Origin of the sequence: Spirulina subsalsa PCC 9445 (assembly GCF_000314005.1) — a bacterium.
Taxonomy (GTDB): Bacteria; Cyanobacteriota; Cyanobacteriia; order Cyanobacteriales; family Spirulinaceae; genus Spirulina_A; species Spirulina_A subsalsa.
Window position 1 is genome coordinate 4,352,843 of sequence record NZ_JH980292.1, and the last position, 18,626, is coordinate 4,371,468.

14 protein-coding genes and 3 tRNA genes are annotated in these 18,626 nt (G+C 50.4%); 2 read left to right on the plus strand and 15 right to left on the minus strand.

All coding sequences use genetic code 11. The features are described from left to right. Positions 1 to 166: 166 nt before the first annotated feature. The 7 genes from SPI9445_RS0119865 to SPI9445_RS0119895 all read right to left on the minus strand — a co-directional run bounded on the left by SPI9445_RS0119865 (position 167) and on the right by SPI9445_RS0119895 (position 8,301). Positions 167 to 1,585: a 1-acyl-sn-glycerol-3-phosphate acyltransferase gene (locus SPI9445_RS0119865; protein WP_017306536.1), complete on the minus strand. Its 1,419-nt coding sequence runs from the start codon at positions 1,583 to 1,585 to the stop codon at positions 167 to 169. A 5-nt stretch (positions 1,586 to 1,590) separates the two neighbouring features. Continuing rightward, the gene (locus tag SPI9445_RS0119870; RefSeq protein WP_017306537.1) at positions 1,591 to 2,319 is read right to left on the minus strand and encodes a hypothetical protein; all 729 of its coding nucleotides are present in this window, start codon (positions 2,317 to 2,319) and stop codon (positions 1,591 to 1,593) included. Positions 2,320 to 2,476: 157 nt separating this feature from the next. After that, the gene (locus SPI9445_RS0119875; protein WP_017306538.1) at positions 2,477 to 5,341 is read right to left on the minus strand and encodes a hypothetical protein; all 2,865 of its coding nucleotides are present in this window, start codon (positions 5,339 to 5,341) and stop codon (positions 2,477 to 2,479) included. A gap of 33 nt (positions 5,342 to 5,374) precedes the next feature. Beyond that, complete coding sequence (gene hisS, locus SPI9445_RS0119880; protein ID WP_017306539.1) at positions 5,375 to 6,643, minus strand: histidine--tRNA ligase; 1,269 nt, start codon at positions 6,641 to 6,643, stop codon at positions 5,375 to 5,377. A gap of 251 nt (positions 6,644 to 6,894) precedes the next feature. Next, a tRNA-Thr gene (locus SPI9445_RS0119885) sits at positions 6,895 to 6,966 on the minus strand. 66 nt (positions 6,967 to 7,032) lie between these two features. Further along, positions 7,033 to 7,114, minus strand: a tRNA-Tyr gene (locus SPI9445_RS0119890). Between the two features lie 176 nt (positions 7,115 to 7,290). After that, positions 7,291 to 8,301, minus strand: coding sequence for a hemolysin family protein (locus SPI9445_RS0119895; RefSeq protein WP_017306540.1), 1,011 nt, complete (start codon positions 8,299 to 8,301; stop codon positions 7,291 to 7,293). 475 nt (positions 8,302 to 8,776) lie between these two features. On the opposite strand from SPI9445_RS0119895, the gene SPI9445_RS0119905 reads away from it, so the two are divergent. After that, positions 8,777 to 9,721 (plus strand): SGNH/GDSL hydrolase family protein, encoded by a 945-nt coding sequence (locus SPI9445_RS0119905; protein ID WP_017306542.1) that lies wholly within the window; start codon positions 8,777 to 8,779, stop codon positions 9,719 to 9,721. Here SPI9445_RS0119905 and SPI9445_RS0119910 read toward each other — a convergent pair. From SPI9445_RS0119910 to SPI9445_RS0119930, 5 genes are all read right to left on the minus strand, one after another. Next, complete coding sequence (locus tag SPI9445_RS0119910) at positions 9,708 to 10,778, minus strand: Gfo/Idh/MocA family protein (RefSeq protein ID WP_017306543.1); 1,071 nt, start codon at positions 10,776 to 10,778, stop codon at positions 9,708 to 9,710. The genes SPI9445_RS0119905 and SPI9445_RS0119910 overlap by 14 nt on opposite strands. Positions 10,779 to 11,005: 227 nt before the next feature. Then, positions 11,006 to 11,770 (minus strand): type I methionyl aminopeptidase, encoded by a 765-nt coding sequence (map, locus tag SPI9445_RS0119915; protein ID WP_017306544.1) that lies wholly within the window; start codon positions 11,768 to 11,770, stop codon positions 11,006 to 11,008. A 162-nt stretch (positions 11,771 to 11,932) separates the two neighbouring features. Next, complete coding sequence (locus SPI9445_RS0119920) at positions 11,933 to 12,265, minus strand: hypothetical protein (RefSeq protein ID WP_237747990.1); 333 nt, start codon at positions 12,263 to 12,265, stop codon at positions 11,933 to 11,935. A gap of 63 nt (positions 12,266 to 12,328) precedes the next feature. Next, positions 12,329 to 13,315, minus strand: a complete 987-nt coding sequence (locus SPI9445_RS31485) for an RpnC/YadD family protein (RefSeq protein WP_017306546.1) — start codon at positions 13,313 to 13,315, stop codon at positions 12,329 to 12,331. A 41-nt stretch (positions 13,316 to 13,356) separates the two neighbouring features. Continuing rightward, on the minus strand, positions 13,357 to 13,851 hold the full coding sequence (locus SPI9445_RS0119930) for a hypothetical protein (protein WP_017306547.1): 495 nt from the start codon (positions 13,849 to 13,851) through the stop codon (positions 13,357 to 13,359). Positions 13,852 to 14,045: 194 nt separating this feature from the next. On the opposite strand from SPI9445_RS0119930, the gene SPI9445_RS0119940 reads away from it, so the two are divergent. Beyond that, positions 14,046 to 14,117 (plus strand) — tRNA-Asn (locus SPI9445_RS0119940). Between the two features lie 97 nt (positions 14,118 to 14,214). Here SPI9445_RS0119940 and SPI9445_RS0119945 read toward each other — a convergent pair. Genes SPI9445_RS0119945 through hppD form a run of 3 tightly spaced genes read right to left on the minus strand, consistent with a single transcriptional unit; the run spans position 14,215 to position 18,559 of the window. Continuing rightward, positions 14,215 to 17,163 carry a glycerol-3-phosphate acyltransferase gene (locus tag SPI9445_RS0119945; RefSeq protein ID WP_017306549.1) on the minus strand — a complete coding sequence of 983 codons (2,949 nt, stop codon included), beginning with the start codon at positions 17,161 to 17,163 and terminating at the stop codon, positions 14,215 to 14,217. Between the two features lie 18 nt (positions 17,164 to 17,181). Then, positions 17,182 to 17,493 carry a hypothetical protein gene (locus tag SPI9445_RS0119950; RefSeq protein WP_017306550.1) on the minus strand — a complete coding sequence of 104 codons (312 nt, stop codon included), beginning with the start codon at positions 17,491 to 17,493 and terminating at the stop codon, positions 17,182 to 17,184. Between the two features lie 25 nt (positions 17,494 to 17,518). Then, complete coding sequence (gene hppD / locus SPI9445_RS0119955) at positions 17,519 to 18,559, minus strand: 4-hydroxyphenylpyruvate dioxygenase (protein WP_017306551.1); 1,041 nt, start codon at positions 18,557 to 18,559, stop codon at positions 17,519 to 17,521. Positions 18,560 to 18,626: the final 67 nt, after the last annotated feature.

The window sequence follows — 18,626 nt, forward strand, 5'->3', positions numbered from 1 at the left end:
ATAGGGAATAGGGAATAGGGAGTCGGTGTAGGGGCGCAATGCTTGCGCCCTAGGGAGTCGGGAATCGGGAAAAGGCAATAGTCAAGAGTTTTGGCTATTCACTATTCCCCCTCTCCCCTGCTCCCCTGCTCCCCCTCCCCCTGTTCCCTGCTCCCGACTCCATTCCTCAACCTAGCCCACCCGAACTCGCCTCAATTAAACCCTCTAATTGTGCTTGAATTTCCGCCGTTAAATCCTTAACTGCTTGTTTGGCTTGATGTCTCCCTGCCTTATATGCCCCATAACGATCACTCGCTGAAATCGGCTCACCCAGGGTAATTTTAACCCACCGTTGACCTAAACGAGGACGCTTAGGAATCTTAACCCCGCGAATCCGTTCCACACAATCAAACAAAATTAACGCCACTTCGGCCATTCGTTCCGCCGTAATATTTTCTGCTGTGATATAGTCACTGGTTACAGCCACAAAACTCTCAACTAAGCGCATATGTTTTTCCTGTAGGATGGCCTCTTGAGCGACCCAATCTGCTAATCCCTGTTGAAAGGCAGAAATTCCCCGCCAGTTAGGAATATCTTCCCGATAAATAACATTCCAACTCACCTCTTCTAAGCGGCGGCAACGGTCAATGAAGTTCCCTTGAGGCTCAATTTTAAAGTAGTCCTCCGCTACCGTTAAAGCTACATCAAGTAAGTGATTAAGGCGTTGTTCTAAGGGTTGAGTAGGGGGACTATTTGAGTCTACAGCAACGGGGGAAATGGGGCAGTGGTGGAAGCGGTGATAAAAATCCTCCATTTGTAACAGTAAGGTTTCGGCAACCTTGAATAAACGCTGATACAAAACATCGGGTTCAGCCACAATGGGGAGAGGAGGTAAACCGAGGTTTTTTTCTAAGTGTTGGATGAGTTTGCCAATCTTCGACCAAGGGGGACGGATAAAGTAGTATTGAATGCCAATGGGGAGCAACAAAACGGTTTCCTTGCGCTGGTGTTTGGCTAAGTCTTCCACAGCCCAAAAGGCCAGTTGAGCGGTGCCAGGCTCTAGGGGACTGATTTTTTCACTATGACCGTTGGTGGCTCCTTCTGGGGCGATAGTCATGGGAAATTGACCGTTAATGAGCAAATCACGGGCGGTTTTTAGGGCGGTTCGGTCTAGGGGTTTGCCGCGATGGATGGGAACGCCACCCCCTCGGGATAAGACCCATCCGAGCCAATCTCCGCCCCAGATGGTCATTCCCCGATCATAAAGAAAGTGAGTATGAATGGGGGAGGTGAGGGAGATGTTTTGTCGTTGGGCGGCGCGGGGAATGGCACGGGAAAACAGATAGATGAGGATTAGGGGATCTTCTACTTCGCTATGGCGGAAGGCAAGGATGAGGCGGATTTTGCCCTGTTGGAATTGTTGGTAGAGGTGGAGGAGGGTGTCCAGAGGACTGGTTTCTAGGCGAGAGATGCCCCCAATCAGCCAGCGCCGGAGACGAAAGCGCAGGAAGAGGGGGAGCAGGAGGTGAGCGAGACGGAGGACGAGGGGGTTATAGCGGGGGGGGATGAAAGGGAGTTTGGGGTGGGCGAAGTGGCGCTGAAACATAGGGGTTAGGGTTGCGATCGCAAATAGTCCAGAAATTCCACCAATTCATGATCACTCAACAATTGACGCGATCGCTTCCCGTAAGTCTGTAACAAATAATCCCGCCCCTGTTCATTCGTCCAGCCCAATCGTTTAAGTTCTATATTCGTTTGAGCAATCACATCAGAAAAATCCATCGGGGATTCACTTAAATTCACTGAGGGAGTGCTAGGAGGAGGGGGAGGGGTTTCCACCGGAGGAGTTGGTTCTACGGCAGGGGAGGGAGTTATTTCAACCGGAGTCTCTTCTATCGCCTCTACCGGGGGCAGCACCGACTCCGAATCCGGCTCAGGCAGAGGCTCTAATACGGGGGAAACTGTGGTCACGGGGGAGGACTCAACCTGGGGGAGATTCGGCTCTCGGGGAGGCTCTGAGGGGGCAATGGGCGCAGATTTGGGGGGAGATGTTGGGGTCGCTTGACCCTCTCCATTCTGTTCGGGATGGCGCGCCCCATAAGAAACCGGGGCGGGTGTTGGGGAACTCGCCTTTTCATAGGACAGCAATAGGGCTAAAGCCCGCTCTCGGGCTTGATCTTCCGCCGCCTCCACCGTATCCGCCGCCGCGTGGCCTGTGGCGAGGGTGACACCTTCAACCTGCACGAGCGCTCGCACGATATATTTTCCCTGTTTAAACTGCACTAACTCACTAATTAAACCCCCTTGAGGGTAGTGGTTTCGGAACTCTGCAACTAACATGATTGGGTATCCCTAAAAATCCGTTCCCTCCTCTAGGGTACACCACTTTCAGCAAACTTGACGAAAAAATCAGCATAGGAACAGGTTCGTAGCTTGATTGCTTATTCAGCAAGCCCTAGATAATAATAGGGGAAAGCCCACACTGTATCGCTTGCGATTAGCGTCGGGAGGAGGTCACAATCTCGTTGCGGTGGAAATCCGGGGGAATGACGGCTCGATCGGCGATCGCCTTATGACTCTCCCGTTGCGTCGCCACATCAATGGCAATGGCTTCAAAACGAATGGCTAAACTCCCCAAAGGAATAATTAACTGCGTCATCGTCTCCAATTCCCCCGCCCCATTGCGCTCAAAATCCACAAACGCCCGAGGCCCATCGAGCAATTGCCGAGTTTCTAAATCCTGTACCCACAATTTGACATAGACTGAACCCACACGAGCCGGAAGTTTCACCCGCACTAACACCAACTCCCCGGCCGTCAGTTCCCCCGGCGGAATTTCCAAGCGAGGAGTAGGCACCACTTCCCGTAAACTGGTGTCCCCAAAGGGCTGGTTCACTTGTAGCAAGGGGTGAGCCATCGGCACAACCGGATTATCTTCTTCCTCAGAACGCTCCAACTCCGGCAAATCTGCCCCCGCTAAAGCCCCAGACTCCGCTTGAGAAATCAACCCCTGTTGTTGTCGCCATTGCACCGACTGCAACTCCGCCGGGTAAGGTAAACCGGAGGTGTCATGCTTCACACTAGGCAAACTGGGGGAGAAACTGTCCTCTTCTTCCTCATCCACCACAATTTCTTGTTGTAACCATGCCGTCTCAACTTCCGGTTGTGCCAACAAAGGAGACACTTGATCCTCTGGGGTGGGGAAGTGCTGCCCTTGGGTTTCTGCGGCCAAATGTTGTAACAGTTCCGCCTCCGAGTTCATTTTCTCAAAGAAGGTGACATCATCTAACACCAAATTTTCCGCTTCCCGTTGGCGAATTTCCGCCGCCACCTCTTCCGTCACTTCGGCTTTTTGGGCCAATCGTTGGGTAGTGGTGTCTAAGTCGGCCGCTTCTTCCTCGGTAGAAAGGGGAAGCGTGGGATTTTCCAGCGTTGGGGGTTGCGTTTGGAGCCAAGTGGCTAACTCTTCGTCCACGTCCTCCTCTTCCGCCAAGGAGCTAACGTGCTGCCAAAAGCGGTCTTTCAGGCGCAAGGATTGGAAGGCTTGGTCAACGACCTTTTTCTCCTCAGACACCTCTTCTAGGAGATTTTCCGGGGCATCGGTGACATATTCTGAGGAGATATCCAAGGTCAGATCCGTCTCTTCCCCTTGGGCTTGTTCCTCGTCTATCGGTTTCTCTGAGTCCTCAAGGTCAGGGGGTGGGGTAATGAGGGGAGTCAGGGATTCCCCCTCCTCTGGAGAGGGGGCCGCTTTAGGGCGCTTGAGGGAGGGGGGAAGAGAAAGGCTTTCTAGGAGATCATCATCTCGCTCCTCCTCGTCCTCAACCTCTGAACGTTGTTCAGGGGAAGCGGGTAAGGATAAGAAATTAGAAGATTGCCCAAAAAGAGACTTCGGGGGGGGACTGCTGAAATTCGGCAGTTGGAGGGATTTCGGTTTGGGTTTTTGAGGTTTGCCAGCAGTCCGCAGGAGGGGGGGCAGGGCGGGGCCGCTTTTGGGTTCGAGGGGGGTAGGTTCCGGGGGTTTGGCGGTTAGGTTGAGGAAATCGAGCTTAATCTCTAGATTGCGCTCTTCTTCATCTAAGAGGGCTCCGGCCATACCGGGGGCGGAGGGAATGGTTTGGACGGCGGTCATTAACTCGTTGAGGCCGGCCGTAATGGAAAAGGTTTGACTGGCTAGGGGGAGCAGTTGCCCTCTCTCGGGGGGATTTTCGCCGTCTTGAGGCTCGACTTCTAGGATCACTTGCCCCAAAATCAGGCGGGTGTTGTAGGAGGAGGGAATATCCAACAAGTAGTTAAAGACTAAGGGAATTGTGGCATCACTGAGGGGTTGTTCTACATCTAACAACAGTTCGCCCCCTTGGGGATCTCGCAGTTCGTAGCGCAAGCGCCCCCCAAACCCTTGATCTAGGGGGCTGGGGTTGTTGGGGTTGTTGAAGTTGACATGACCGGAAATGAGAATGGGTTCCCGGTTGCGGCGGATAAAGGTATCTTGCAACAGGGTAATGGTTAGATCCAGATTGGGCGGGGGTTCCGGGGGGGCAACTTCTGGCTCTTCGGAGGGGTATTCTGGGCTAATTTCTACCTCGGGGGCGCTTTCGGCTTCCGGGGGAGGGGGTTCGGCGACTTGCTCCAGAATCTGTTCTAGGCTGAAAATAGACTGTTCCAGCAGGGAATGGGCGGTTAAGGGTTCTGGCTCTGGGGGGGGCGGGGAGTCTAGGGTTTTCTTCGGGGGGGCGTTCTCGACTTCCGGGGGTGGGGCGACGGGGGCAAAGCGGGCGAGTTCCCGAGGCCGAGGGGGTGGGGGGATGAGGGGGGGATCATCTAGGGCGGTTTCTCGTGGGGTTTCGGGTTGAGGTTTGGGGGCTGCTGGTTGGGCTTTGACGGGCTGAGGCGGTCGGCGGGGGGGCAGGGGGCTAGAAACGACGTTTTCGGGGGGTAAGGGGGCGGGTTGCGCCTGCTGGGGGGCGCTGAGGGTGGTTTCTAGGGTGGGTTGCTCGCTTTCGGGGGTGGGGGCTTCGGGCATTTTGGGGGGCAAGACCTGCATTTGAATGACGGCTTGCCAAGGTTCTGCGCCGTCTTGTTCGCTGCGGGCGCGGATTTCCCAATAACCGGATTTAAAGTAGGTGTAGGGGACGACGACCATGAGGCCGTCGCGGGTGGTGCGACAGTCTCGTTGATGGGAACGCCGTTTGGGGGGGGTGTCGAAGGTTTGATGAAGCAGGCGAATTTCTACTTCTGTGTTGGCACGACAAGACTGGGCAACGATGCGATAGATGCCTGCCTCTAGTTTTAGCTTCCGGTGTTTGATGGGAAGCCAGGAACGAGTGCCTTTCTTTTGCAGTAGAAATTCACAGGATTCCATGATCTGGCTGAATAAGGGGTTTAATTGCTGGTCTTACCCGATTTTGGCTTTGATTTGGTCAAGTTGGGAAAATAACTCATTTTGGGTGAGGGTTTCTTGTTCTTGACGGGCGAGCCATTTTAAATTGACTTGTTGTTGTTCGGCTTCGGCTTCCCCGATGATTAAACAGGCGGGGGCTCCACTGCGGTCGGCGCGCTTGAATTGCTTGCCAAAGGCGGCCCCACTTAAGTCTAATTCTACGGTGAAGCCGAAATAACGCAACTTCTGAGCGAGAACGAGGGCTTGAGCTTGGGCGCGATCGCCTCTGGACACTAGATAGAAGTTAGGACAGGGTGGGCTTTGGGTTTGTAAGTCTTGTAACAGTAAGATTAACCGTTCCATGCCTATCGCCCAACCGACAGCCGGGGTGTCTTTCCCTCCTAATTCTGCCACTAAACCGTCATAACGTCCCCCCCCACAAACGGTGGCTTGAGCGCCGAGGTCTTGGGACTGGATTTCAAAGGCGGTGTGGGTATAATAATCCAATCCGCGCACGAGGCGGGGGTTGATTTGATAGGCAATGTCTAAATCGGTGAGCATTTGCTGCACTTGCTCAAAGTGACGCTGGGAGTCAGGTTCGAGGTAGTCTAATAGACTGGGTGCGTCTTGGGTGATGGCTTGGGTGCGTTGGTCTTTGCTGTCTAGAATGCGCAGGGGATTACGAGTTAAGCGATCTTGGGAGTCGGGGTCTAATTCGTTCTGATAGGGGGTTAAATAGTCAATGAGGGCTTGTCGGTAACGGGTGCGATCGCTTTTATTCCCCACTGAGTTTAAATCCAGAGTGAGCGATCGCAGTCCCAATTCCCGTAAAATATCCGTAGCCAGGGCAATCACTTCCACATCAGCCACAGGGGAGCCACTGCCTAATAACTCGGCCCCCACTTGATGAAATTGCCGTTGTCGTCCCGCTTGGGGGCGTTCGTAGCGAAACATGGGGCCGGTGTACCAGAGACGCTGTACATTGCCCTGACTGCCTAAGTTGTGTTCAATGAAAGACCGCACCACACCAGCCGTTCCCTCGGGTCTTAGGGTGATGCTGCGATCGCCTCGATCCACAAAACTATACATCTCTTTGCCCACTACATCCGTAGCTTCGCCAATTCCTCGGGCGAATAATTCGGTTTGTTCAAAAATCGGCGGTCGAATTTCCTCATAACTCGCCCGCGCAAATACCCCCCGCGCTACCTGTTCCACTTGCTGCCAGTACACCACCTCCGGGGGAAGAATATCTCTTGTTCCTCGTAATGCTTGAATTGCGCCCATGCTCTGTTCTGTTTCTGTCCAGCCTCCATTATATGGGCTAGGGGAGAAAATGATTTTCTCTGGGGCTAGGTAAGGCTTGCTGAATCAGTCCGAGAGTCAGAAATATTTACTCCCGCCAGTTTCGGAGGATCTGGCTCCAGATCCGGCGTTCCTGGTTCCCTTGATTGATTTAGTGAAAGCTGAGTGAAACAATAGCTTATTCGTTTTGAGTGAAAAGCTAAAGCTTAAGCATATTAAGGTTTTAGCCTTAAAGCCTGTGACGAGGATTGAACTCGTGACCTCACCCTTACCAAGGGTGTGCTCTACCACTGAGCTACACAGGCATTAAATTCATGCTCTATCATTACGACTAGAGTAGTTTAGATAAAAGCCTTTTAGATCATTTAAGATGGGCCGAGCTGGATTCGAACCAGCGTAGGCGTAGCCAGTGGATTTACAGTCCACCCCCATTAACCACTCGGGCATCGACCCATTTATTTTGACCTCTAAGCCGTGGTCTTGAACCGGGATTTTAACCCTCACAACCCGTTATTTGCCGGGCTGCTTCGCAATCCCACGATTGCTGCTTTTCAATTCCACGATTATCAATCCTAGCACAGCTTTTTCCAAAAAACAATAAAATTTTGCTCAAGCGCGAATTATTTTGCTTACGCTGGGGAGCGTTGATGGCGAAAAGCCCGAGGATAGTCGCTTTCGTCGTAAATTTCCCCAACTAATTCCTCTAAAATATCTTCGAGGGTGACAATACCCACAGTACCGCCGTACTCATCTACCACAATGGCAAGGTGAAGGCGTTGCTGTAACATATCCCGCAGAAGATTGGCCACCTGTTTGGTTTCCGGCACATAGACGGGGGGATCCATCGCTTCGGTGACGAGGGGGGGCGTACTGTCCGGGGAGGCACTATGCAGGCGTTGTAGGGCGCGTTTGAGGTGAATAATGCCCACAATTTGATCTTTAGACTCCCCCTGTACGGGAATCCGAGAATACCCCGTTTCTAAACAAAGGTTGATTAAATCCTCTAAGCTGGCTTCTTGGGAAATGGTGCGCATTTCGATGCGCGGTTTGACCACATCTCTAGCATCGAGTTGATCCAACATTAAGGCTTTATTGAGTAAGTCATGCTTGTAATAGTCTAATTTTCCTTTACCCCCCAACACTTCAATCATGAGTTGTAAATCCGTGAGGGATTCCCCAGATTGGGGGTTTTTCCCGGTTTTGCCTTGGAAGATACGGATCATTTTTTGGGTGATGGTTTCGAGAATGTAAATAATCCCCAAACTGGAGAGAAGACGGGAAAGCCAATAAATTGGGCGCACGACGACCATGAAAACGGGCATGACGTAGAGGATAGCCATGGATTTAGGGGTAATTTCACCGAAAATGAGGACGAGGATGGTTAACAGGGCGGTGGCTAGCCCTAATCCGGCACTGCCTAACCAGAGGGCGAAGAGGTTACTGGTGAGGACGGTGGAGAAAATATTCACCAAGTTGTTCCCGACTAATAACGTGGTGATAAAGCGCGATCGCCGTTGCAAGACTAACCGGAATAAACCTGTAGGATCGCCTTGTTCTTTAATCAGTCCTCGGAGTTTGAGGTCATCTAGGGCGGTGATGGCCGTTTCTGAGCCAGAAAAGCAGGCTGAGAGGGTCAACATTAAAACAATCACGGCCAGATCCAGCCAGATTGATCCTAAAAGGGGACGCGCTTCAGTCGTGGCTAGGATGAACGATGAGACGGGTAGCAAAATGGCTGACAGGGAAATAAGGGGAATAGGAAAATTGAGTTGGGCAAGGATGGGGCTTCGCCAGGAACGGGGGCTAGAATGCAGGTAGTTGATTCTATCTTTCCTCTAACCTTAGACCTACTCCGTGACGAAGCGACATCCAACCAGCATTACAAGGTATAAGCACTTTGTAATGCCCAGAAAATGAGAAATACTATACTACCTAAGACAAGAACGGCTGAAGTAACCACCACAATGGGTTTATCGGCGTTCTTGAATTTCATGATGCCACGATTCAGGTCAGACATAGTGGATCTATCCTCTTGGTGTTTAACCTTGTTTATTGTACAAGCAGACAAGATGGCTATTCATTTGCTACTTTAGCAAAAAGTTTGGATGGCATATTATGGAGATTTGGCTCATTGTTTTGCTGGGGGGCGGTGTCTTTCTTGGCCTGCTGGAAGCGGCGTTACGGTTACTGTTTGGGTTTGGCGACCCCTTGGTTTATCTCCCGGATGAGGACATTGGCTATCTATTAGCGCCTAATCAACGCGTGAGACGGATGGGAAACCGGGTAGAGATTAATCAGTTTTCTATGCGTGGCCAAGGGATTGATGGGGATGGCCTAGTGGGGGGAAAACGGGTCTTATTGTTGGGGGATTCGGTGGCTAATGGGGGATGGTGGACGGATCAAGAACAGATTATTTCGCGCTGTTTGGAACGAGTGTTAGAGGACAAATTAGGGGGACTCCCGGTGCAGGTGTTGAATGCCTCGGCTAATTCTTGGGGGCCGCGTAATGAGTTGGCCTATATTCAACGGTTTGGTCTGTTTGGGGCGCAGGTGGTGGTGGTTGTGATTAATACCGATGACCTGTTTGGGGTGGCGCCGAGTCCTCTGTTGGTGGGGCGCGATCGCAATTATCCCGACCGCAAACCCTTCTCTGCCCTCACCGAAGTTTACAGTCGTTATCTGGTCCCAGCGCGACCTGTACCAGAATGGGAAGCCCATCAAAACGAGCCGGGGGACCGAGTAGGCTTTAATTTGGCGGCTTTAGAGGGGATTAGTGCGATCGCCCAAGCCCAAAACGCCCACCTGATTATTGCCCTCACCCCCCTATTACGGGAACTCGACCCCACCGGCCCCAAAGACTACGAAATAAAAGCCAGAAACAGGCTCCAGTCCTTCACCGAAGCCCATCCTCTGACCTATATAGACTTTCTCCCGCTCTTTGCCCAACACCCCCAACCCGAGGCCTTGTATCGGGATCACATTCATCTCAGTCCCCAAGGCAATCAAGAGGTGAGTCAAACCCTGATCCCACCCCTCCTCGCCGCCCTTAAAGGACCCTAGCCATAGACAGAGGAGCATGAGGACGGCGGATCTCTCCGCTTTCCCACGCTTGACCATCCAACGCCATTTGCTCAATAGAACTCGCCAAACGCAACGCCTTCAGCGCCTGTTCCCCGCCCACCGAGGGCTGATCTCCCCCCCGTACACAGTGAACAAAATGCTCTAACTCCGCATGAAGCGGTTCAATATTACTCGTATAAACCTTTTCAATTAACCCGTCCTGACGATACAACACCTGACCATAATCCGTCATACAATTCGCCGTTGTTTGGCGATGGATCAAAATCTCATGATTGAGAAAATCCGCCTCAGTCAGAGAATTTTTACAATGGGCAGCAATGCGGCGGATTTTGCGGTGCGTCACCTTACTCGCCGTTAAAGTCGCCACCATCCCATTAGCAAAATTCAACGTCGCCGTCACATAATCCAAATAACCAGAATCCGCCGTGCGATTCCCGCTTGCCGTCGCCCGAATCACCGGAGAATCCGCCAACTCCAACAACAGATCAATATCGTGAATCATCAAATCCAGCACCACAGAAACATCATTAGCCCGGTCAGAATAGGGACTCATGCGGTGCGCTTCAATCGCCAACAACTCCTCCGTTTTCAGAACCTTACTCAGTTCTTGGAACGCCGGATTAAACCGCTCAATATGACCCACCTGTAAAATACAATTAGCCTCTGCCGCCGCATTGACCAAAGATTCCGCCTCAGCAATACTCGCCGCAATGGGTTTTTCTATCAGGACATGAACGCCCGCTTCCAAGCAATTCATCCCCACCTGATGATGGAGGCGTGTTGGTACAGCAATACAGACAGCATCCACATAGGGTAAGAGGTCATGATAGTCCTCAAAAAAGCGAACGCGGTGTTTACTGGCGGTATCGAGTCCCCGTTCCACATTAATATCAGACACTCCCACCAACTCCACGTCCTTCATCAAGCTCAGAACGCGAGTGTGATGCTGTCCCATATTACCAACACCAATCACACCAATGCGGATGGGTTGTAAAGCGGGGCGCTGTACTTTAACCTCTTGGTGTCCTTCTGACATCCTTTCTTGCACTCCTATCGACTCCTCTACCACTAGGGCTTAGTCATGATTTAGTCCTGCTGAACCATCCCGATAGTACCATAGCCACTCCTACTGTGAAGAAAGTCTAAGTTCCTTTCTCTTTTTCGAGATATGTGATAGTGACAGCGAGATTTGAACTATTGTTTCATTATGGGTAAAGAATCGTAAAGTTGAGCAGGGAGTGTGTCACTTTTTTGGCTGTCCTGTTAATCCAAGCGGGTAAGGATTTCTACGCCATCCTGAGTAACGGCGATGGTATGTTCAAATTGGGCCGATAGTTTCCGGTCTTTAGTGAGTGCCGTCCAGCCATCCGCCTGCACCTCAGCCTCATAAGTGCCTTCGTTAATCATAGGTTCAATCGTGAAAACCATCCCCGGCCGTAAGCGTTTCCCCTTGCCTTTAGTGCCGTAGTGGGGGATTTGGGGGGCCGTGTGGAAGACGCGACTAATACCATGACCGACAAAATCCCGCACTACCGAAAAATTATGAGCCTCGGCGTATTCCTGAATAGCCGCCCCAATATCACCAATTTTCCCCCCCGGTTTAACCGCCGCAATCCCCCGATAAAGGCACTCCTCAGTCACTTCGACCAATTTCTGCGCCACTGGGGAAGGGGTACCGACAAAAAAGGTTTTCGAGGTGTCCCCATAGTAGCCATCGACAATCGGGGTCACGTCAATATTGATGATGTCGCCCTCTTGTAGAATATGTGTGGGACTGGGGATGCCGTGACAGATCACATCATTCACACTGGTACAAATCGACTTAGGAAAGCCATGATAACCGAGGGGAGCGCTGATGGCTCCGTGAGCTTGAGTCCAGCGTTCGGCTTCATTGTTTAATTCTTCTGTACTAACTCCCGGTTTAACCATCTGGCCTAAGTGTTTGAGTAGTTGGGCGGCCAAACGTCCCGCAACACGCATTTTGTCAATTTCCCGACTGGATAAGAGGATAATTTGTTCGCTTCCCATGAGTTTTGGTGCTTGGATCTGAATCTATAAAAAAAGAGGAGGTGCTTCCTATATTGGAGTTTAGACTAACGGCAAAATAGATCAAGGGCAAGTTGAGTCAAACCGTTGCTTAACCCGTCCGTCTTCTCTCGGAAAATCCACAAGGTTTTTGGGGATAGTGATTCAGAAAGATAACTGGCTAATCACAATCCCCTCGAAGGTGTCGAGAGATTCTACTGTAATGGATTGTCGAAGGAGAGAGGACAGTATTGCTTTCTCCTGAACTTGATTGAGTAACTCTACAAGGGTTTCAGGAACCGAGCTAAAACGGACTTCTAACACCTCTAGAATGTCTTCTCGACCCTTTTGGAGAACTCCCTGTTGTAATCCCTGTTGTAATCCCTCTTCACGGGCGAAACGCTCAATACTGGTGATATAGGGCATTTTACTTTCCTCTTCAAAACGAACTATTTCTCTTTGAAATCCTGACTGAAACTGTTCCGGTAAGCTCATCATCCAGTACAAGGTTAATCTACAGCATCCCCTCTCATTCCTCGAAGTTGTCCGCTCACAGGAGAATCAGGCAGAAAACTGTTCTCTAACCATTCCCTCGAAGGTGTCGAGAGATTCTACTGTAATGGATTGTCGAAGGAGAGAGGACAGTATTGCTTTCTCCTGAACTTGATTGAGTAACTCTACAAGGGTTTCAGAAACTGAGCTAAAACGGACTTCTAACACCTCTAGAATGGCTTCTCGACCCTTTTGGAGAACTCCTTGTTGTAATCCTTGTTCAATTCCCTGTTGTAATCCCTCTTCACGGGCGAAACGCTCAATACTGGTGATATAGGGCATTTTACTTTCCTCTTCAAAACGAACTATTTCTCTTTGAAATCCTGACTGAAACTGTTCCGGTAAGCTCATCATCCAGTCAATCAGTCGGAATAACTCTAGTATATCTGCTCGCTCATAACCTCGTTGATATAAACTTTTGGCTATTCTTAATTTCTCCCGATACCGACGATTGGGGTCTTTCGCACTGGCTTGAGTCTCTCGGTGCGCTAGCACTATCACGGCAAAGGGATTAGAACTGGCTTCTAAGGTTTCTGTACTATAGTCTAGGAGCTTGGCTATGGGGAATTCTAAGGTAAGTCTACCCCCTAAAAACCCGTAGCTGTAGTTATCCGGTCGCCAGCTTTCTTGCTCATCGGCTAAAACGGCTAAACTTAACACCGGACAACGATGTACGTCGTAAATCCGGCTATTGTAAATGTAGATGCGTTCGGGAAAGGAAATCTGGACTTGACTCTGTACTTCAATATGAATCAGAATCCACAGTTCTCGACCGTTTTTGAGCCAAACTTTAACCAGTTTATCCGCATCCCTCCGCCCGGTTTCGGTTTGCCGGATGATTTGCTGGAATTCTTTGTCGAGAAATGTGTAGTCTTTGCTCCAGTCAATGCCTTGATAAACCTCGGGAAAAAAGAATTTTAAAAAGTCAGGAAAGTAGAGGGAAATGGCTTCTTTCCAAGGGGAATCGTAATCGGCACGTTGTTCTGGGTTACTCATGGGGGGAGTTGTGAAAACTTGAGTTTGCTCAATAGTGTTAACTAATGATGAATCTCTAAACTCAAGATATAATGACCCATCTGTAGGTGTTCTGCCCATAACTCATACTCAATGCGCAGGGTATGGGGTAAGGGATAACCGACTAGGTGCAAACTGCGGGTATAGTTCCGCAAGCGTAAGGCGCTGGTGCTGCCGATACTATCCCCATATAACCAGTAACGGCTCGTGCCATAAACCCCCTGTTCCCAAAAATGACGATAGCCGAGTTGACCATTGCCCTGCATGGTCATGATGACTCGGTAGGGGGATAATTCTAGCCATAATAACCCCTCTTTTTTTACTGGGTCAGGAGCAAAGGGGCTTGAGGGTAGGGTTTCTGAGGGGGCGGAGGAGGGAAAGGGAGGTTGTTTGAGGATGATGTGAAAACGCTCTTGATCTTTTTGATATAAGGTTGCGGCGGTTTCTAACATCGACCATAGGGGGAGGTCGGTAGAAATGAGAGAGAGGCAAACTGGGCGGCGATGATGCGTTAGCATGGGTTCTCAATCCCAGAGAAGTACACTGTTATACGATAACTTGTATTTCGGGCGGTCGGGGGCAATTTGTGACCAGAGTTTACAGTTGGCTGAACCGCAAAAAAAAATTTTGCTCAAGGCCTTGCAAAACTCCTGAAGGTTAATCTATAATCAAATACTGTTGCTGAATAAACGAGCAAGTTCAGTGGTATCAATCCTCAGTAGCTCAGTGGTAGAGCGGTCGGCTGTTAACCGATTGGTCGTAGGTTCGAATCCTACCTGGGGAGTTTTAAGCGTATGTCGAAAAGAATTCCTTATTCCTCTATAGGATGGGGAGTTCTTTTCGACAGACTTTAATTAACTTTCATCATTAATTAACTTTCATCAGTCCTCGGGATTCCCTAAAATCTCGACCTGTCCAGTTTCCCCATCTAAACGCACCCATTGTCCATCTTGTAACTGTTCTGTCGCGTGGGGAATATCCATCACGGCTGGAATGCCATATTCCCGGGCGACAATGGCCCCGTGGGAGAGAATGCCCCCGACTTCCGAGATCAGGCCGGACACTTGCGCTAGCAGGGGGGACCATCCGGCATCGGTATAGGGAACCACCAGAATGGTTTTTTCGGCTAAGGATAGATTCTGGGGTAAACTGCGTAGGATTTTGACAGATCCTTCAATTTGACCGGGACTGGCGGCAATGCCTTGCAGGATTTGCTGGGGGGTGAGGGGGGAAATAAGGGGTAGGGGGTCTAGTTTTTGGGGTTTGCCGTAGACAATATAGGGAACGGCACTGAGGGCTTGATCTTGTTGCCAGTGCGATCGCCTTTGTTCAATTAAAGTCCCTAGCTGCTCATGCAGGGGAGCGTTTTCCTCTTCAATCAGGGTGCGAATTTCTTCTAACTCTAAAAAGAAAATATCTCCCCCCTCTCTCAATTGGCTCTGATTTAACCAACGCTGTTCTAGGGCTACAATAGTCCAGCGTAAATGGGCGAGCAGTTTGGCATAAATTTGAGCCACTTGGTTCTGTAAATTAACCCGTTGTTGGACTAAACGGGCGCGCATTCCGGGATTTTTGATGGGTTGAATCTGTTCCACTTGGGCGCGGCGCTGGTCATTGAGCAGACATTGCGTGAATAATTCTCGCATGGGGCGGGGTTCTTCTCGCCAACGGGGACAAGCAATATCGGTGATCACTTCGCTTAAATAACCATAACGCTCTAACCACTGTTGAAACTGGGCGAGAACATTTTCTCCGTCGGGCATTTCGGCGAGATAAGCAAAGAGGGAGGGACAACTGTCAAAGTGCAGTTGACTCATGGGCAGTAGGTTACGGGTTTTGAGGGCGAGTTGCGCTAAAGCCCGGGCGGAGGCAATTTCCGGGGCTTGACTATTATCCAACTGTCGCACCTTGACTCGAAACAGGGCGCGGCGCAGGGCAACACTCAGGGGGGCGAGAATACTGTAGTAGGTCGCCCGTTTGAGGGTGGAGAGGATTAAGTCCACTCGCGCCAGTAACTCCTCGTCAGAAAGGGCGTGATCGGGGTATTGTAGCTGATTTAAGGTGGGGAGAAAACGCTTTTTGAGATCCACCTCAAAATCTTTTTCTAACTGCTGTTCTCGTCCCCAGAGTGCCCACAGACCGGGGAGATTGCGTAGGGTGGCGGTGAGGGGAGGGCGAGAAAATTTCGCCCCTCGGGTGAGAAATTCTAGACTTTCGGCCGGGAGTCCCATGCGGCGGAAAATTTGACCTAACAGACTGGCGTTAAAGTAGGCGCGGGAGTAATGTAGGGTGGCGGTTTCGCTGAAATCAATGTCTTGAGCGCGTTCTCCTAAGACCACTTGGAAAATATCTCCCCAGACCCCACAGGTCAGGGGGCGATTAATCGACCAAGTGAGGGGTCGAATCGCCCCCGGAATCACTTCGGCGGCAATTTTCCGGGTCCAGATGGGTTGTAAGTTGGTGATGGGGCGACTTTGGAGAATCCAGAGTTGTTGACCGTCATAACTCCATTCCATATCTTGGGGGATGCCAAAAAACCGATCTTCCAGTTCTCGCACCCGGGCGGCGACTTCTCGCAGTAAGGCGGGGGGTATATTACCTGTTCCCTCTATCGCAGCTTCTAGGAGGGTTTCTGGGCTACTGGAGGGTGTTTCTGGCAGGTGGAGACGGTAGCGTTCGGGGGTGCGACGACCAGACACTACGGCCTCGGCATCCCCGGGCAGGGCTTCAATCACGACGGCGGGGTCATAACGACGGACGGGATCCCGACTGAAGGCGACTCCGGAAAAAACGCCGGAAATCTGTTTCTGGACAATCACGGCGAGGGATCCTTCTTCCGTCAGGCGATCGCGTAGCGTCTCGGAACGAGAATCGCGTCTATACTGTACGGCATGGGGTCGATTATAGGAACTTTGGCATTGCAGAATGGCTTCTTCTAACTCTTGACTGTTGGTAATATTGCCAATGGAGAGATATTGACCCGCCGCCGATGCGATTTCGGTATCTTCTCCTAGGGCTGAAGACCGGACAATGAGGGGGTTGGTGGGGGAGGGGTCGAGGGATAAAATTAGGGGTTGTGGGTCGTCTCCCGCCGGAATGACCCAGCCTTCTGGCACCGTATAGCCCCAGCGTTTTAATTGGGCGAGGGTGGCGGCCTTTTTCCCCACTTTGCGGGGGTCTAGGGGGTCTTGGAGGGTGAGGATGGCATGATCTCCCCGAAAGAAACGAAACATAGTTTGAGACTCCTGGGCGGCTTTTTGCTGGGGTAGGTCTAGGTCATCTGGGATTTTATAGTAAATCCAGGCGAGGAGGAGGGCTAGGGCGATCGCGGCTAAAATGCGCGAACCGTCTTGAGGGTATAATAGACCGAGGACGAGGGGCAACAGGAAGAGAAAGGCAAATCGTCCGGATTGGCGATCGCGAAAAATCGTAAAACTCACCACACCCAACAACAGAATAAACAGGGACGCTTGCCAACTGTGAACAATCATCCCCCAGCCCACATTCGTAGTCCCGGCCCCCTTCCCCACCCAATAGCGTCCCATGACTAGGGCGAATAAGGCCACCAACTCTAAAGCGGGTTGCTGGGGGAAAAAATAGCGCGCCAACAAAACCGCCATGATTCCCTTCAGCGCCTCCGACAACACCGCCAACAAGCCCATCCCCACCCCACCATGATAAAAGGCCGCCGAAACTGACACATTCCCCGTCCCCATCTTCTCTAAATCCTGACGGGTTAACCGTTTGGTTAACCAACCAATCACTGGCAGTCCTCCCAACAGAGGACAGAGAATAAAAATGGTGAGTAAACCCCAAATTGGTTGTAACATCGCCCTTTGACTAGACCGCTAGAAATTGACAAACGGGATTAGCGTGTTAATCGCTTTTCGTAAGCGTAACAGGAAAATCAACTCTCGAATTTTAGGATCTAGCTTGACCACAGAAACCCCTTCCCTTAAATAGGCTTCCAATTCCGCATATTCCGCCGCCGTTAGGGGTTCTCCGTCTAAGCGAGAGCGCCCTTCTAGAATAATTTCTGTGCGTAACACTTCTTCGGGAATATCCTCCGGAGGAGGTAAAGCCTGAGCCGAATTCCCCCCTGTTAGCACCCCCCACAGCAAAAGGGGGGCAAAAACCCGTTGTCCTAGTTGATTCATCATTAGTGATCAGTCCACAGTACACTGTTTACTGTAGCTCATTTTTTTGGCGTTGTATTTGTTGCCGTTCTATCGCTTTAAAGAGGGCTTTAAAATTTCCTTCTCCAAACCCTTGCGCCTGATTTCGCCGTTCGATTAACTCAAAAAAGAACGTCGGTTCTCTGAAAATAGGTTCTGTGAAAATTTGCAAAAGTAAAGCATCCCCTTGATTGGGCAGGCAAGAGGGTTGATGTTCTACTAAAATCTGCCATTGTTCAAGGTCTTGCCATTGGAAAGGAGAAAGAGGCAAAGGGGGAGTTCGCCCTTTTAAATCCTGATAGTATTGGTTAGGGGTCTGTAAAAAACGTACCCCAGATAAACTTAAATATTTTGTGGCCTTGATAATGTTTTCTACCTTTAAAGCAATATGTTGAATGCCCGCCTTGCCGTTATAGTCTAAAAATTCCTGAATTTGTGAGTTCCGAGAGGTCGGTTCATTAATGGCTAATTGAAATCCGGTTTGGGGATGGACTAAAACCTGCGAATATAACCCCGATTGTTCCGTTTGAATTTTAAACTGTTGTTGAGGAATTAAATCAAATACATCGCTATACCATTTTACCACAGATTCAAGTTTTCCTTGGGGGACATTGAGAACAATATGATCAATGGCATTAATGCCTGTTACTGTGTTATTGTTTCCTGGAGATAACCGATGGCTATCCTCTTCAATTAAAGTCTGGGTTAAGCCGTCAATGACCTCAATAGTAATTCCCCGTTTGTGATAGCCCTGCAGAACACAATACATCCAATTGTGTTGGGCTAATCGCTCAAGAATGGGATCTAGGTTTTCTACATGAAAAACTAAATTAACGACCCCGGGGGGATGACGTTGGAGATAGTCAAAAACTGGGCTTTGAGGGTGAGAAGCCGAGGAAAGTTTGATGTGAATTTCCCCACTCCTGAGACAATGAGAGATGGTCTGGGTATCTTCTACCGTGGACTGCCATTGAAAGCCCATTTTTTGTTCAAACCAATGCCGCCATTCTTGGGCATTTTGTACAAAAAACTCAATTTGCTCAATCTTCATTGCGGAATGGGGACTAAATTCGATCTACCGGGCTATTCTATAGATTGTAGGCTGTGATGTGCTAACG